This window comes from Roseburia sp. AM59-24XD (genome assembly GCF_003478445.1).
GTDB lineage: Bacteria > Bacillota > Clostridia > Lachnospirales > Lachnospiraceae > Jutongia.
On sequence record NZ_QUET01000020.1, the window covers coordinates 36,012 to 51,588 of the forward strand.

Genomic DNA, 15,577 nt, shown 5'->3' on the forward strand with positions numbered 1-15,577 from the left:
TTGTGCTTTTATCGTATGTCTAGCATACCATAATTCGCGTATTTTTTCTACTGCTAAAGTTTTGAAAATATGATCTTTTTATCCTTACAGTCTACCTTTATCTTGTCTCCTGCTGCGATCGTTCCATCAAGCAGTGCATCTGCCAGTGCATCCTCAAGCTGTGTCTGGATTGCTCTTCGTACCGGACGCGCTCCGTAATTTTTATCAAAGCCGCTCTCCGCCAGATGCGCAACCGCTTCCTCTGTAACTTCCATGGTAAGATTCATCTGCGCAGTCGTCCTTTTATTCAGTGTATTAAGCATAATACGGACGATCTGTTCGATATTCTCCTTCGTCAATGTGTGGAACACAAGGATCTCATCAATTCGGTTGATAAACTCCGGCTTGAAGATCTTCTTGACCTCCTCCATCACGCCGTCCTTCATCTTGTGATAGTCGGCTTCTGCATCCTCCTGCACTCCAAAGCCCAAATGTCTCGGCTCAATGATCCGCTGTGCTCCGGCATTGGATGTCATGATAATGATCGTGTTCTTGAAGCTGACCTTACGTCCCTGTGCATCGGTCACATGACCATCCTCCAGGATCTGCAGCAGAATATTAAATACGTCTGCATGCGCCTTCTCGATCTCATCAAATAGGATAACGGAATATGGATGACGGCGTACTTTTTCACTGAGTTGTCCTCCATCCTCATAACCGACATATCCCGGCGGCGATCCGATCATCTTGGAGACGCTGTGCTTTTCCATATATTCAGACATGTCTACACGGATAATGTCATTCTCCTTGCCAAAAACAGCCTCTGCCAGAGCCTTGGAAAGCTCTGTCTTGCCAACACCGGTTGGTCCCAGGAACAAGAAAGATCCGATCGGACGACGCGGATCCTTCAGACCGACCCTGCCACGGCGGACTGCCTTGGAAACTGCCGAAACGGCTTCCTCCTGTCCGACCACTCTCTCATGAAGGATCTCCTCGAGATGACGCAGACGTTCCATCTCCTCTTCCTGAAGCTTCTGTACCGGTATCTTCGTCCAGTCAGCGATCACTGCGGCAATCTCGTTCTCTGTCACCTGAAGCTCCTTCGCACCTCTGTGCTTCTCCTGCTCCTTACGTATCTTGTCAATCTTGTGCTCTAACTGCTCCTGCCGGCGTTTGACCTCACCGGCATGTGTGTAGTCCTTGCTGCGGATTGCCTGCTCCTTCTCCTTCTCGAGCTGAACCTGCTCCTCCTCGAGACCACGAAGCTCCGGTGATATCATATATCTCTTCAAGCCGGCTCTGGCACATGCCTCATCAATCGCATCGATCGCCTTGTCCGGCAGAAAACGGTCATTGACATAGCGGGCTGCCAGTCTGACTGCCCCTGTCACCGCACCATCCGTCAGCTTTACATGATGATGTTCCTCATAGCGCGGTGCCAGTCCGCGAAGGATCTTGATTGCCTCCTCCTCGGTCGGCTCCTCTACCACAACAGACTGGAAACGGCGTTCCAGCGCAGCATCCTTCTCGATATATTTACGATATTCCTCTCTGGTCGTTGCTCCGATGAGCTGAAGTTCTCCTCTCGCAAGCGAAGGCTTCAGAATATTGGCGGCATCGATCGCGCCCTCCGCACCGCCTGCACCGATGATCGTGTGGATCTCATCGATGAACAGCAGAATATTACCGCTCTGCATCACTTCCTTGAGGGAACGCTTGATTCTCTCCTCAAACTCACCGCGGTATTTCGAACCGGCTACCATGCCTGCCAGATCAAGCGTCAGTACACGTTTATTGTGCAGGATCTCCGGAATATCCTCCTCGATGATCTTCCGTGCAAGACCTTCCACAACTGCCGTCTTGCCGACACCAGGCTCACCGATCAGACACGGATTGTTCTTCGTACGGCGGCTTAGGATCTGAACAATTCTCTCAATCTCACGCTCTCTTCCGATCACCGGATCCAGCTTTCCCTCTCTTGCCAGTGCCGTCAGATCACGGCTGTACTGATCCAGTATCGGCGTTGTTGATTTATTCTTTCTGTTCTTCTGCTTCATGTATTCGTTCTTGGCGGTGTTCATGTCCTGTCCGGACGCAGTCAGTGCTTCCACATAAAGCTTCTGTACATTGATTCCCTTTGTGTTGAGCAGACGAACAGCAATACAGTCCGATTCCTTTAGTAATGCGATCAGCAGATGCTCTGTTCCTGCATCGGCAATCCCCATTCTTGAAGCCTCTTCCTGCGCTATTTCTAAAACCTTCTGGGTTCTCGGGGTAAACTCCCCTTCGTCTGCCACAAGCACACTGCTCTGTGCGGAAATGGACTCGTCAATGAGATCCAAGATCTTCTGCTCTTCCACACCATTTGCCTTAAGCACCTCTGATGCCACACCGGGATTGCGGATCAATGCCACCAGCAGATGTTCTGTCCCCACATAATTATGCCCCAGCTCCTGCGCAACCTTTCCTGCATCACGAAGCACCTTCTGTGCCTTTTTCGTAAAACGGTTTTGCATCCTCTCAAATCCTCCTGTTACTCTTTTCTCAACCAGCGGCGTTTCTCTTCCAGCCGCTTCTCTATCTCTTCCATAGAAAGCTCCGTCTCTTCAGGAATATCTTCCTCCGGCTCGCTCTCCACAGTGCTGTCATCTTCCATATCTTCTCTCCAGTCATCGACAGGCTTTAATGCACTCCTTAGGAGTATCATGACCATCACAAAGCCAGCCAGTGCCAGACACAGGATCACAATACAGATTCCCTTTGTCAAGCCCAGAAAGCCCTGTGTATTCCGGGCATCCCCCGGCAATGCACTTGCTGTCGCCGCCGGTGGCTCTGTTGTCGAACTGTTTCCCTGCATCATTCCCTGATCCGGCTGCCCTGTTGCCATGCCGGTTTCCGATGTTATTCCCAGATTCGGCGGTTCCTGCGTACCTGCTGCTTCGGCTGTCGGTTCATCTCCCCCGATATCTCCTGTCTGTATCGACGCATCTGTATCCGAAGCCGGTGATTCCGGATTGTCCGAAGCATCCGCCGGAAACGGTGCCTCTGTATGACGTGCCTTATATTCCTTTCTGCTTAACACCTGTATTCCAAGAGAAGCGGAACCGATCGACATCTTTGCACTGCCATCCGCAGCCTGTATCTTCCTGCACTTCTTCAATGCCACTGTACAGCTTCCTGCTTTTCTTGCCCGAAACTGCAGAGAATACTTGATTTTCTTCGTCCCCGTCTCCCTGTCAAGATCCTTCACATGGATCTCATCGTCATTCCCGCTTGAAACACTGCCTCCGGTAATATACTGCATGATATCCTGATCGTAGGAAAAATATCCATCAAAGCCAGTGATCTCCTCATCTGCCGCCACCGTAATAACAACATAAAAGATATCCGACTTTACGATCTCATCCGCCGACTTCTGAAGACTGATCTGTGCCATCGCGGCCTGTGCGGTATTCTCACGGCAGATGAAACCTGCAAATACCACAAATGCTATCATCCCCCATCTTCGGAATCTGCCACTCATTGCTGCACCTCTTACCTCTCCGGAACCATGCTATATGTTATGGTCTATTTCTTACGGTTTACCTTGATCTTATATTTTCTGATATCGCCGCTCTGAGCCTTTACCTTCACAACATATGTCTTTGTCTTTTTCTTTTTGCTTAATTTCTTTTTGCCTTGACCGGACACCTTTGCTGTCGTGCTGACCGGACTTGCGTCAATCCGGATCGATCCGACTGTTTTGCCAATCTTGAGACTGTAAGTCTGATGCCCGTCATCTCCGGATTTAAACGGAGAACTGAATGCATATCCCTTAACGGATAGTGTCTTCAGATAATTGTTGCTGCTGACGGTCTGAACCGTCTGCGTACTCTGCTGTGTCTCCCCGGATGGGATTGCACAAATCTCAGATGGCATACCGGAATATACCGGAATTGAAAATACAAGACTCATATCTGCCTTATCACTGCCATATGCTTCCGCTGTCTTTAATGCTTCACTCCACGGTGCCTCGATGTTTGCCATATACTGATGGTTATATGTGTTATTGGCAGTTACATTGAACTTCTGCAGATACAATGTATTCTGTCCAATATTGATATAATTACTGCCTAAATACTGTGCTCCACCAACAATCGCTTTATACTTTGTGGTCCATGGACGCATATATGTCGTGTCCTTATTAGCCCATGACAGGCCGTTTGCCACGGCTCCGCCGGCCTTTGTGCTGTTGTTGGCACCAATGTTGTAGAAATTGTAAATACCTTCATATCCCTTGACGGTACCGGATACCGAAGAACTCATGCTTGTCGGACCGGTAACAACCTCCTGCTTCACGCGGGATGCAAGATGATACGGACTGACTCCGGAGAGTGTCGCTGCATCCATAAAGGTTCTGGAATATGTAATCGTTGAAGCCTTACCGGCATCATCGGTATATTCGTAGGATGCCTTGTACATTGGTGTATTCTTTAATACATTTTCAACACCACTCTGGTTCTGTACATCCTTCTGGTATTCCAGACTCTCGAACTGGAAGATCCCGCTCTCTGTCAGGAAGTTTCTCGGATCCATATAGTAACGGACCGCCTTCTCGGATGCTGTCACCCATGTTGAGCCATCAAACGGAATATAAGTACCGGTGGATGCATCATACGCCCCTTCCTCCTGAGACTTCCATGCACCGGACTTACTGTTAGAGATCAGATTCAGTCCGACCTTTCCTTCATTGTCTACAGCAGTAGACCAGTCAATTCCTGTCTGATAAGCCTTAAACGACCACTTCGGATACTTGTCATGCAATGCCTGCAGTGCCGTAATATAACTGCTTGGGAAGCCCTGCTTAACCATCTCCTTCTTAAACTCGGTATCAGTCAGCACCTTGGTGCTTCCGGAGGAGGAATCTGAAGAGGACTCTCCTGACGGAGCTGCTGTTGCCGGAGCTGCTGTTGCCGGAGTCGGCGTCGTCTTCTCAACAAACAGATTCTCCTGCTCGCCATTTACGACATCTTCTCTCTTGATCGTCAGGAAACGCACCAGATTCGCTGTCACATAGCCGCGGTACGTCTTCTTGTTGTAGGTCACGTCAACGCATATGTACTTCACACCGGAAATGATCTTCTCGGAAAGCATTAGCACCTCTGTTCCATTCGTCATAACGATCGAAGTGCCGTCTACTGCCTTCACGATCTCTGTAGATCCTGCTTTACGGCGGAGTGTAACCTGTCTGGATGTGGTGATCACTCCCTGCATAGCAGACTTGTACTCGGCACGGATCGAATCCGCCGGCACATAGCCCTGCATCTGATCTCCATCATAGCTGAAGGATACCTTGTAATACTTCACGCCGTACATCACAGATTCAGATTGGATCCGAACCTTTTTATTCTTGGACAGACGGACTGCTGCCCCATTCACACGCATCAGACTGCCGCTTTTCACTGCCCGGCTTCTGACCAGCACAGCCGAAGGATATGCCTTACCGTATACCTCTGTCTCCATGTCACCGCTCATGACTGCCAGATTCTTCATCGGCACATAACCGGTTGTCTTCCGGCTGCCCTTTTTCACGCGTATCTTATACCAGGTTTTGTTTTGTGCAAGAATCGTCACCCGCTCTTCATTCTTCAGGCTGACCTTTGTACTGCCACTCTTGACACAGGCATACTTAGTTCCCGGTCCTTTCCGGACATCCAGAGTCTTTCCCGTGCGCACGGTTCCCACTGCTGTGGCATATGTGATATCTCCTCTCTGCTGTATCTTGCAGAATGTGACAACGCCCAACAAAAACACACCGGCAATAATCAGTCCCTTATACCTTCTGTCCATGTTCTCCCTCATTTCTTATTTCAGCATCTGCTTTAAATCCTCTGTATCAAACAGATAGTGTGAGCCGCAGAAATCACAGTTGACCTCTACCGGCTCCCCATCCTTTATCATCTCCTCAAGATCCTTACGTCCAATACTTGCAATTGCACGGGATACCCTCTCTCTGGAGCAGTTACAATGATACTGGGTTGGTATCGTATCCAGAAAATCCACATCCATGCCGTCCATCAGATATCGTACAATATCCTCCGGAGACATTCCGTCCTCCAAAAGCTTCGTCACGGAGTCAACCTCGCCCAGACGCTTCTCCAGACGATCGATCACCGCATCCTCCGCATTCGGAAGAACCTGAATAATAAATCCTCCCGCCTGTCTGACATGATTGTCCTTATTCATCAGCACGCCAAGTCCTACCGAAGACGGCACCTGCTCACTGGCTGCATAGTAATAAGTCAGATCCTCTGCAATCTCACCGGACACCAGATGGGTCTGTCCATTATATGGCTCCTTGAGTCCGATATCACGGATTACATTCAGAAATCCCGGTCCGACTGCCCCTGACACATCAAGCTTACCCTTGCTGTTCGGAGGAAGCATTACCTGCGGATTCTTGACATAGCCCTTTACATTGGCTGCTGAATCTGCCGTCACTGTAATTCCACCGATCGGTCCCCCACATTCGATCTGAAGTGTCAGAACGTCCTTATCTCCCTTCATCATACAGCCCATCATGCTGCCGGCTGTCAGAAGTCTTCCCAAAGCGGCTGTCGCCACCGGACTCAGGTCATGAATCTTTCTTGCCTCCTCGACCAGATTGCCTGTTGTACAGGCAAACACACGAAGCTGCTGATCCGCCGCTGTCGCTCTAACAATATAATCCTTTGATTCTGTCATCTCTTTAGTCACTCCTGTTTATATAATGTATTGGGGCAAATGATATTATTTCTCCCCAACGGATGCCCCGGATCACATCACTGCTGTCTGCTTTTGATCCACGCATCATATGGTTAATTTTGAAAAATATAGTAAATCCTTTCGTTGTCCGGTTTCACCGGTTCCCGTGTAAATGCCTGATACACTGCCTTGCAGGTAAGACCTGCCTCCTCTGCCAAGCTCTGAACCAGCTCCGTAGCATATGCTCTCTGATAATGCAGTTCATCACATCTTGAGAACAGATCGTTGTCCGGATCCTCCAACTGATATACCGTCAGAAGATACTCATTAATACCGGTATCCTGATGATATTCATTCTCCCAGAGAAAGCTGGCATCGTCCCGGTTCTCTGCGATCATACGGTCTCCTAATATCTCCCGGTAGAAATAGTCTGTTTTCATATCAAATACAAAAACACCACCGGCTTTCAAAAAGCGCTTCACCCGTGTAAACACTCTCTGCAGATCCTGTGGTTCCAATAAATAATTCATTCCGTCACACACACAGTAAACGGCATCAACTTCGTCAGGCAGCTCCAGTTCTCTCATGTCCTGCTGTATCAACAATACACCCGGCAGATTCTTCTCTCTCGCCATCATCAGCATGTCCTCAGAAGAATCCAGACCTATGATACTATCGTAGCCCTTTGCTATCATGCATTCCGTCATGCTTCCCGTACCACAGCCCAGCTCCAGAAGTGTTCCTTCGGTAATACCATATTCCGTAAGGATGCTATACAGATACTCTGCCCACATGTCATACGGAATATTATCCATAAACAGATCATAACAATAAGCAAATCCGTTATAGGCATTTTCGTTGTATGAATTATCACTCATCTTCTCGTCTCCACTCACTGTCGCTGTTTCACCTGAAATTCCAGATAGTTAATTTAATTTTAGCATACATGCATGGTTCCCGCAACCTACAATTCGTCCAAAGTCTTATAATAATGCGGCAGAAATTCCTGACAGAAAATATCTGCTTCCGGACAGTTCATATCCCTCAGATATGCCTCTGACGCCTCCTTCGCCTTCTGAAACTCCTGATTGCCTGCCTTCTGCTCCTCAATGCACTTGATCAGTGCCGACAGTTTATCAGCAGCCTTGACTAACTTGTACTCCTCCGGTGTCCACTCAGATTCCTGCAGATAAGGGGCATACTCTCCGCGCAAATCCTCCGGCAAACGCTCCAAAAGCTCCTGAGCAGCCTCCTCCTCGATCTCCTTGAAAGCTGACTTGATCTTATCATTGCGGTACTTGACCGGTGTTGGCAGATCGCCGGTGATGATCTCTGTAAAATCATGATACAGCCCCATCACGGCGATCCGCTCCGGATGATAGTCCCTTCCAAGTCTCTTATTGCCTATGATGGCAAGCGCATGGGCGATCATCGCCACCTCCATCGAATGCTCACTATCATTCTGCGTGTAGGAATTACGCATCACAGACCATCGGCTGATAAACTTCATTCGTGTGACAATTGCAAAAAACGTATTCTCCAATCCCATTGTCTCCTCCCCCTTCTTTGTATCCTTCGATCATTCCCGAGCTTTATCTAACATCTTCTGAATGTAGATTCCGGTGTAGGACTGCGGCATCTTTGCCACCTCCTCCGGCGTCCCCTGTGCGATCACAGTACCTCCGCGGTCACCGCCCTCCGGACCGATATCAATGATATAATCTGCCGTCTTGATCACATCCAGATTGTGTTCGATCACGATCACGGTATTGCCGCCCTCTGCCAGACGATGCAGAATATCGATCAGCTTATGGACATCCGCAAAATGAAGTCCTGTCGTCGGCTCGTCCAGCACATACACGGTCTTACCTGTGCTTCTGCGGCTCAGCTCGGTTGCCAGCTTGATACGCTGTGCCTCACCACCGGACAGAGTTGTCGATGGCTGTCCCAGCTTCACATAAGAAAGTCCGACATCATACAACGTCTTGATCTTACGATAGATAGACGGAATCGGCTCGAAAAAGCCAAGTGCCTCCTCCACCGTCATGTCGAGCACCTCAAAGATACTCTTCCCTTTATACTTCACATCGAGCGTCTCTCTGTTATACCTCTTGCCATTGCAGACCTCGCATGGCACATAGATGTCCGGCAGGAAGTTCATCTCGATCTTGATGATACCATCGCCCTGACATGCCTCGCAGCGACCACCCTTGACATTGAAGCTGAAACGACCTTTCTTGTAACCGCGTGCCTTCGCCTCCGGGGTGGATGCAAAAAGATCACGGATCATATCAAACACACCGGTATAAGTTGCCGGATTGGAACGCGGCGTTCTGCCGATCGGTGACTGATCAATATTGATAACCTTGTCTAACTGTGCGAGCCCCTCCACGCAGTCATGCTTGCCCGGCACAAAGCGGGCGCGGTTTAACTTTCTTGCCAGCTCCTTATACAGGATCTCATTGACAAGCGAACTCTTACCGGAGCCGGAAACACCGGTCACACACGTCATGACACCTAACGGGAAGGACACGTCAATATTCTTCAGATTATTCTCTCTTGCTCCCCGCACTGTGATCCAGCCGGTCGGCTCTCTTCTCTCAGATGGTACCGGAATCCGGATCCGTCCGCTCAGATAAGCACCGGTCACGGAATCCTTGCATTTCATAATATCCTTTACGCTGCCGGCAGCAACCACCTCACCACCGTGCGTTCCGGCTCCCGGTCCGATATCCACGATATAATCTGCCGCAAACATCGTATCCTCATCATGCTCTACCACGATCAGGGTATTGCCAAGATCCTTTAGCTTCTTGAGTGTCTGGATCAGCTTGTCATTATCTCTCTGATGCAGACCGATACTAGGCTCGTCCAATATATATGCAACACCGACCAGACCGGAGCCGATCTGTGTCGCCAGACGTATTCTCTGTGCTTCACCACCAGACAGGGTGCCGGTCGCTCTCGCCAGTGTCAGATATTCCAGACCGACATCCAGCAGGAACTGCAAACGTGCCTTGATCTCTCTGAGAACAAGCTTACCGATCGCAAGCTGATGCGGTGTCAGCTCCAGCCCCTGCATAAACTCCATCAGACGGCTGATCGACAGCTCTGTTACCTCTGCAATATTCTTATCTCCGACCGTCACTGCCAGAGCCTCCGGCTTCAGTCTCTTACCGCCGCACTCTGCACACGGAGTGATACGCATATAGCTCTCGTACTCCTTCTTCATACGTTCGGAACCACACTCGCGGTAACGTCTCTGCACATTCTTGATCACGCCCTCGAATGCGACATCATAAACACCGACACCACGCTGACCGCGGTACTTAACCTTGACAACACGTCCATCGGTTCCATGCATGAGCATGTGGCGTATCTCCTTCGGCAGTTCCTCATACGGCGTATTGATGTCAAATCCATAGGAATCTGCCAGCGCATCCAGAATACATCTGCAGTAGCTTGTCGTATCCTTTGCCGACTGCCAGCCAAGCACTGTCAGCGCACCATCCGCCAGACTCAGCGATGGATCCGGTATCATCAGCGCCTCATCAAACTCCATCTTCACACCGATACCGTGACAGACCGGACAGGCACCAAACGGATTATTAAATGAAAAGGTACGCGGTTCCAGCTCGTCAACGCTGATTCCGCAGTCCGGGCAGGAAAAGCTCTGGCTGAAGCTCATCTGCTCCCCTCCCGGGATATCCACGATCATCAGCCCGTCAGACAGCTTCAGTACATTCTCGATGGAATCCACCAGACGCTTCTGAATACCATCGCGAACCACAAGACGATCCACCATCACTTCGATATTGTGTTTTTTATTCTTTTCGAGGGAAATCTCCTCAGATAACTCATACAAATGACCATCGACAACAACACGGACATAGCCGCTTTTGCGGGCAGACTCGAACACCTTGACATGCTGTCCCTTGCGCCCACGCACAACCGGAGCCAGAAGCTGAAGCCTCGTCCCCTCCGGCAGCTCCATGATCTCATCTGCCATCTGATCGACCGTCTGCGCATAGATCTCCTTCCCACACTTCGGACAATGCGGAATACCAATCCTCGCATACAGAAGGCGGAAATAGTCGTAAATCTCCGTCACCGTACCAACCGTGGAACGCGGGTTACGGTTCGTCGACTTCTGATCGATCGAGATCGCCGGCGGCAGTCCCTCAATGGCATCCACATTCGGCTTCTCCATCTGTCCCAGAAACTGGCGGGCATAAGAAGACAGTGACTCCATATAACGTCTCTGCCCCTCTGCGTAGATCGTATCAAATGCCAGAGAAGACTTCCCGGAACCACTGAGTCCGGTAAATACAACAAACTCGTCTCTCGGCACGTCCAGATCGATCTCCTTCAGATTGTGCTCTGCTGCCTTTCGTATCTTTATATATTTCTTTAACTGTTCATGCTTTGCCATAATAAACCATGCCTTTCTATATCCATCACATTTTGCATAAGCCGATGATAGCATGTTTTAAATCGTTTTTCAAGTACATATGTTCGATTTTCCAAATCCGGTATATTTTGTCAATCAAAACATCACAACGCTTCGGCAAAAATCGAAAAAGCTTCATTTTGCCTTCGCACACATTATCTGATATACGGAGAGTCGCCCCTGTCCGTCACGATCCGGTATCCGATCGATTCCATACGGCGGTTCAGGCAGCACGGCACTCTGCCGCCTCCTCGCCGGTACAGATCTTGTGATCATACAGCGCATATTTCTTTCGTACGGCAACCGGAGAGAGGTTCGGCATTACAACATTAGCACCCGCCCGGATCCCCATCTCACGTCCCAGCGGATGGATTGTTCCAAGTGCTGTTGTCGCCGGAAGAAGTACCTTCTTCTCCTGTAAACGCAGCAAACTTAACAGAAACAGTGTCAGTTCCAGACTTCCCTGCGCCTTATCGGCAAACGGTGTCCCCGCCGCCGGCACAAACGGTCCGATCCCCACCATATGCGGTTTCAGTTCATAAATAAACTCCATATCCTGTGCAAGCTGCTCCGGTCCCTGTCCCGGCGAGCCTACCATAAAGCCACAGCCCACCTGATAACCGATCTCACGCAGCGTATACAGACATTTCTTCCGATGCTCCGGCGACATTTCCTGCGGATGCATGGAACGGTAATGCACATCGTCCGCCGTCTCATGGCGCAGCAGATAACGGTCTGCCCCCGCCTCATACCATCTGCGGTATGTCTCCCCGGAACGCTCTCCCACTGACAGCGTCACCGCACACTTCGGATAACGCTGCTTAATCTCATGAATCAACTCCTCATACCATTCATCCCGGAAATATCCATCCTCGCCTCCCTGCAGGACAAAGGTCCGGAAACCAAGCTCCCAGCCCTCCTCACAGCAGGCAAGAATATCCTCCTTCGTCAGACGGTACCGGTCCGCATCCGGATTACTGCGGCGGATCCCGCAGTAATAACAGTCGTTCCTGCAGTAATTGGTAAACTCAATCAGTCCACGGACATATACATCATGCCCGTAAACAGACTGCGCCACGGCTCTCGCCTTCTGTGCGGCATAATCTCTGAGCGCATCGTCCTGATACGCAGAAAGGAGCGTGATCCATTCCTCACGCTCCAAAGTCTCCTTATCTTCCAGCTTATCAATCAGATCAAACATATCGGAAACCTCCACTGTCCCTTTACTTTGCTGCCAATTCCAACATCTTCTCAAGTGGTCTGCAGGACTTTTCTGCAATATCCGGATCCACGATCATCTCCGGCTGCAATGTCTCCAGTGCCTTTTTGACCTTTTCGAGTGTAATCTTCTTCATATTCGGACAGAACTGACGGTGTCCCACGGAATAAAAACGCTTCTGCGGATTCTTCTGACCCAGCTCATAGAAAACACCCATCTCGGTACAGATAATAAATTCCTGCGCCTCGCTCTGCGTTGCATAATCAATGATCTGAGAAGTGCTTCCGATAAAATCAGAAAGCTCCAGAACATCTCCGGTACACTCCGGATGTGTCAACACCTCCGCCTTAGGATGTGCTGCCTTCGCCTTCAAAAGCTCATCAGCATGAATGCTCTTGTGTACATGACAGAAGCCGTCATTGAAAATAAAATTCTTCTCCGGAAGCTGCTTTGCCACATAACGTCCCAGATTCTCATCCGGAATGAAATAAATATTCTTCTCTTTGAGATTGCTTACCACCTTGATCGCATTGGAGGAGGTTACGCAGACATCCGAATGTGCCTTTAACTCCGAGGTTGAATTGACATAACATACAACTGCCACATCATCCCACTCACTGCGGACCTGCTCGATCTTTGCCACCTCTGCCATATGCGCCATCGGACAGTCTGCAAATTCATCTGCCATAACGACCTTTTTGCCCGGATTTAAAACCTTGGCACTCTCTCCCATAAAGGATACGCCGCAGAAAATGATCGTCTGCTCCTTCAGCTCGATCGCCAGCTTGCTTAGGAAATAAGAATCTCCCACATAATCCGCAATCGCCTGTACTTCCCCATCCACATAATAATGCGCAAGGATAACTGCATCCTGCTTTTCCTTTAACTCAAGTATCTCTTTTTTTAACTGTTCTACATTTGTCTCCTGCATCTTTTCCTCTTTCCGGCCGAATGCTGTCATTCGTCTCCTGCTCTACACGCTTATCTTAAGCCTCTCCATTAACATATGCCTTTCATGCCGTCTCCTTAAACCGCATGAAGATTCTTCAGGGAAATATCCATGATCGGTGCGGAATGTGTCAGCGCACCGCTGGATACATAATCCACTCCCACATCGATCATGTTCTTGATATTCTCTCTTGTCACATTCCCGGAGCACTCCGTCAGCGCTCGTCCAGCGATCAGCTTGACCGCTTCCTTCATCTTATCCGGTGTCATGTTATCCAGCATGATAATATCCGCACCCGCCTCGCACGCTTCCTTAACCTGCTCCAGTGTCTCCACCTCGACCTCAATCTTGTGTACAAAGGACGCATACTCTTTCGCCATTCTGACTGCCTTTGTAATACTTCCTGCTGCACCGATATGATTGTCCTTGAGCATCACACCATCCGACAGATTGTAACGGTGGTTGCTTCCTCCGCCAACCTTAACAGCATATTTCTCAAACAGACGCATATTCGGCGTCGTCTTTCTGGTATCCAGAAGTGTTGTGTGACTGCCCTCTAAAAGCTGTGCGATCTCATGAGTATAAGTAGCGATACCACTCATTCTCTGAAGATAATTCAGTGCTGTTCTCTCACCGGATAACAGAGTGCGGATATCTCCTGTCACGACTGCCATCAGATCTCCTGCGTGAACGAAATCGCCCTCCTTTACCTTCATATCAAATGTCACCGTATCATCCAGAAGTTCAAAAACACGCTGGAATACCCACAGACCACAGATCACTCCGTCCTGCTTGCAGATCAGATCAACCTGTCCCTTCTGATATTCGGGCATGACACAGTTCGTAGAAATGTCCTCGCTGGTGATGTCCTCCTCCAACGCCATACGGATATATCTGTCCGCATTCATCTTCATAAATGTTGTATCACTCATGTCTCTTTTTCTCCTTTTCTATTTCCTCTAAAACAATGTTCTTGTATTGTTCCTTTAACTGCTCCAAATTCTGATACAGGCTCCAGTCAACACGGTCCGTAACATCCTTTGCCACCGGAAGCTCAGACGACGTGATCTCACTCGCACAGCGGTCTGCAAATACCATCGACTCAAGCAGGGAATTGCTTGCCAGACGGTTTGCTCCGTGAACACCGTTGCAGGAGGTCTCCCCGACGGCGTACAACCGATCCATGGAGGTTCTGCTCGAAAGATTAACTTTGATACCTCCCATGAAATAATGCTGTGCCGGCACTACAGGAACCGGCTCCTTCGTTACATCATAGCCTTCCTCCAGACATCTCTGGCAAATATTCGGAAAATGACTGCGGATCTCCTCCTCCGGAATACGCTCCAGCGAAAGTCTCACATACGGCATATCATCCTCCGCCATCTGCTTATGGATTGCCGCCGTAACAACATCTCTCGGCAAAAGCTCATCCACAAACCGCTCTCCGTTCTTATTCAGAAGGATCGCCCCCTCGCCTCTCACAGACTCAGAGATCAGAAAACGTCGTCCCGGTTTCTCCGAATATAATGTCGTCGGGTGGATCTGAATATAATCGATATGCTCCATCTCAATCCCGTGACGAATTGCGATCGCAGCGCATCTCCCGTGATATGCCGAAAATTCGTCGAGTGCTGATACAGTCCGCCAAGACCTCCGCACGCCAGAACCGTATAGCCCGCCTGTACCGTGCCGAGGCTGCCGTCCGCCTCGCGGATCACAAGTCCCTCGCAGCCGTTTTCTCCGTCAATGATATCGAGCATCATCGTATGATCCAATATCGTAATATTGTCCCTCTCCTGTGCTCTCGCAAGAAGCTTGCTTGTAATCTCCTTGCCGGTGATATCTTCATGAAACAGGATACGCGGTCTGGAATGACCACCCTCTCTTGTAAATGCAAGCTCATCGCCATTCCGTTCAAAATCCACACCATAGCCCAGCAGATCCTCTGCGATCCGGTTGGAGGAACGGATCATGACATCGACGGATGCCTTATTATTCTCATAGTGTCCTGCTTTCATAGTATCTTCAAAATAGCTGTTATAGTCCTCCTCGCCGCGCAGCATGCACATACCGCCCTGTGCCAGAAAGGAATCGCTCTGATCCACGTCATCCTTGGTGATCATCAGGATCTGATACTCCACCGGCAGCTTAAGTGCACAGAATAATCCTGCCGCACCTGTTCCAACTATCACAACATCTGTCTGTCTGTTCATTTTTATTAAATATTCCTTTCTCAGGTTCATTTCTTTTTCATTCT

The 15,577-nt window shown here is 49.5% G+C and carries 9 protein-coding genes and 2 pseudogenes; all 11 read right to left on the minus strand.

Annotated features, from left to right (window positions below; translation table 11 throughout):
* Positions 1–53: 53 nt before the first annotated feature.
* The 11 genes and pseudogenes from DXA20_RS10635 to DXA20_RS18435 all read right to left on the minus strand — a co-directional run bounded on the left by DXA20_RS10635 (position 54) and on the right by DXA20_RS18435 (position 15,563).
* On the minus strand, positions 54–2,495 hold the full coding sequence (locus DXA20_RS10635; RefSeq protein WP_118560689.1) for an ATP-dependent Clp protease ATP-binding subunit: 2,442 nt from the start codon (positions 2,493–2,495) through the stop codon (positions 54–56).
* Positions 2,496–2,512: 17 nt separating this feature from the next.
* Positions 2,513–3,502, minus strand: coding sequence for a hypothetical protein (locus DXA20_RS10640; protein ID WP_118560691.1), 990 nt, complete (start codon positions 3,500–3,502; stop codon positions 2,513–2,515).
* A 44-nt stretch (positions 3,503–3,546) separates the two neighbouring features.
* A complete protein-coding gene (locus DXA20_RS10645; RefSeq protein ID WP_118560693.1) occupies positions 3,547–5,808 on the minus strand; it encodes a hypothetical protein in 2,262 nt (753 codons plus the stop codon).
* Positions 5,809–5,823: 15 nt separating this feature from the next.
* A complete protein-coding gene (gene hslO / locus DXA20_RS10650) occupies positions 5,824–6,702 on the minus strand; it encodes an Hsp33 family molecular chaperone HslO (RefSeq protein WP_022305539.1) in 879 nt (292 codons plus the stop codon).
* Positions 6,703–6,815: 113 nt separating this feature from the next.
* Positions 6,816–7,580, minus strand: coding sequence for a class I SAM-dependent DNA methyltransferase (locus tag DXA20_RS10655; RefSeq protein WP_022305540.1), 765 nt, complete (start codon positions 7,578–7,580; stop codon positions 6,816–6,818).
* Between the two features lie 86 nt (positions 7,581–7,666).
* Positions 7,667–8,251, minus strand: coding sequence for a 5'-deoxynucleotidase (gene yfbR / locus DXA20_RS10660; RefSeq protein WP_022305541.1), 585 nt, complete (start codon positions 8,249–8,251; stop codon positions 7,667–7,669).
* A 30-nt stretch (positions 8,252–8,281) separates the two neighbouring features.
* The gene (gene uvrA / locus DXA20_RS10665) at positions 8,282–11,134 is read right to left on the minus strand and encodes an excinuclease ABC subunit UvrA (protein ID WP_022305542.1); all 2,853 of its coding nucleotides are present in this window, start codon (positions 11,132–11,134) and stop codon (positions 8,282–8,284) included.
* 173 nt (positions 11,135–11,307) lie between these two features.
* A pseudogene (gene hydE, locus DXA20_RS10670) lies at positions 11,308–12,353 on the minus strand ([FeFe] hydrogenase H-cluster radical SAM maturase HydE).
* Between the two features lie 22 nt (positions 12,354–12,375).
* Positions 12,376–13,332, minus strand: a complete 957-nt coding sequence (nadA, locus tag DXA20_RS10675; RefSeq protein ID WP_022305544.1) for a quinolinate synthase NadA — start codon at positions 13,330–13,332, stop codon at positions 12,376–12,378.
* Between the two features lie 65 nt (positions 13,333–13,397).
* On the minus strand, positions 13,398–14,252 hold the full coding sequence (gene nadC, locus DXA20_RS10680) for a carboxylating nicotinate-nucleotide diphosphorylase (RefSeq protein WP_022305545.1): 855 nt from the start codon (positions 14,250–14,252) through the stop codon (positions 13,398–13,400).
* Positions 14,245–15,563 (minus strand): annotated as a pseudogene (locus DXA20_RS18435) (L-aspartate oxidase). Before DXA20_RS18435 ends, nadC begins: the two are co-directional and overlap by 8 nt.
* Positions 15,564–15,577 lie beyond the last annotated feature (14 nt).

What these genes read in the sequence shown, in the direction of transcription:
- DXA20_RS10635 (WP_118560689.1), bottom strand. Translation starts at nt 2,495, where the DNA reads ATGCAAAACCGTTTTACGAAAAAGGCACAGAAGGTGCTTCGTGATGCA.
- DXA20_RS10640 (WP_118560691.1), bottom strand. Translation starts at nt 3,502, where the DNA reads ATGAGTGGCAGATTCCGAAGATGGGGGATGATAGCATTTGTGGTATTT.
- DXA20_RS10645 (WP_118560693.1), bottom strand. Translation starts at nt 5,808, where the DNA reads ATGGACAGAAGGTATAAGGGACTGATTATTGCCGGTGTGTTTTTGTTG.
- hslO (WP_022305539.1), bottom strand. Translation starts at nt 6,702, where the DNA reads ATGACAGAATCAAAGGATTATATTGTTAGAGCGACAGCGGCGGATCAG.
- DXA20_RS10655 (WP_022305540.1), bottom strand. Translation starts at nt 7,580, where the DNA reads ATGAGTGATAATTCATACAACGAAAATGCCTATAACGGATTTGCTTAT.
- yfbR (WP_022305541.1), bottom strand. Translation starts at nt 8,251, where the DNA reads ATGGGATTGGAGAATACGTTTTTTGCAATTGTCACACGAATGAAGTTT.
- uvrA (WP_022305542.1), bottom strand. Translation starts at nt 11,134, where the DNA reads ATGGCAAAGCATGAACAGTTAAAGAAATATATAAAGATACGAAAGGCA.
- nadA (WP_022305544.1), bottom strand. Translation starts at nt 13,332, where the DNA reads ATGACAGCATTCGGCCGGAAAGAGGAAAAGATGCAGGAGACAAATGTA.
- nadC (WP_022305545.1), bottom strand. Translation starts at nt 14,252, where the DNA reads ATGAGTGATACAACATTTATGAAGATGAATGCGGACAGATATATCCGT.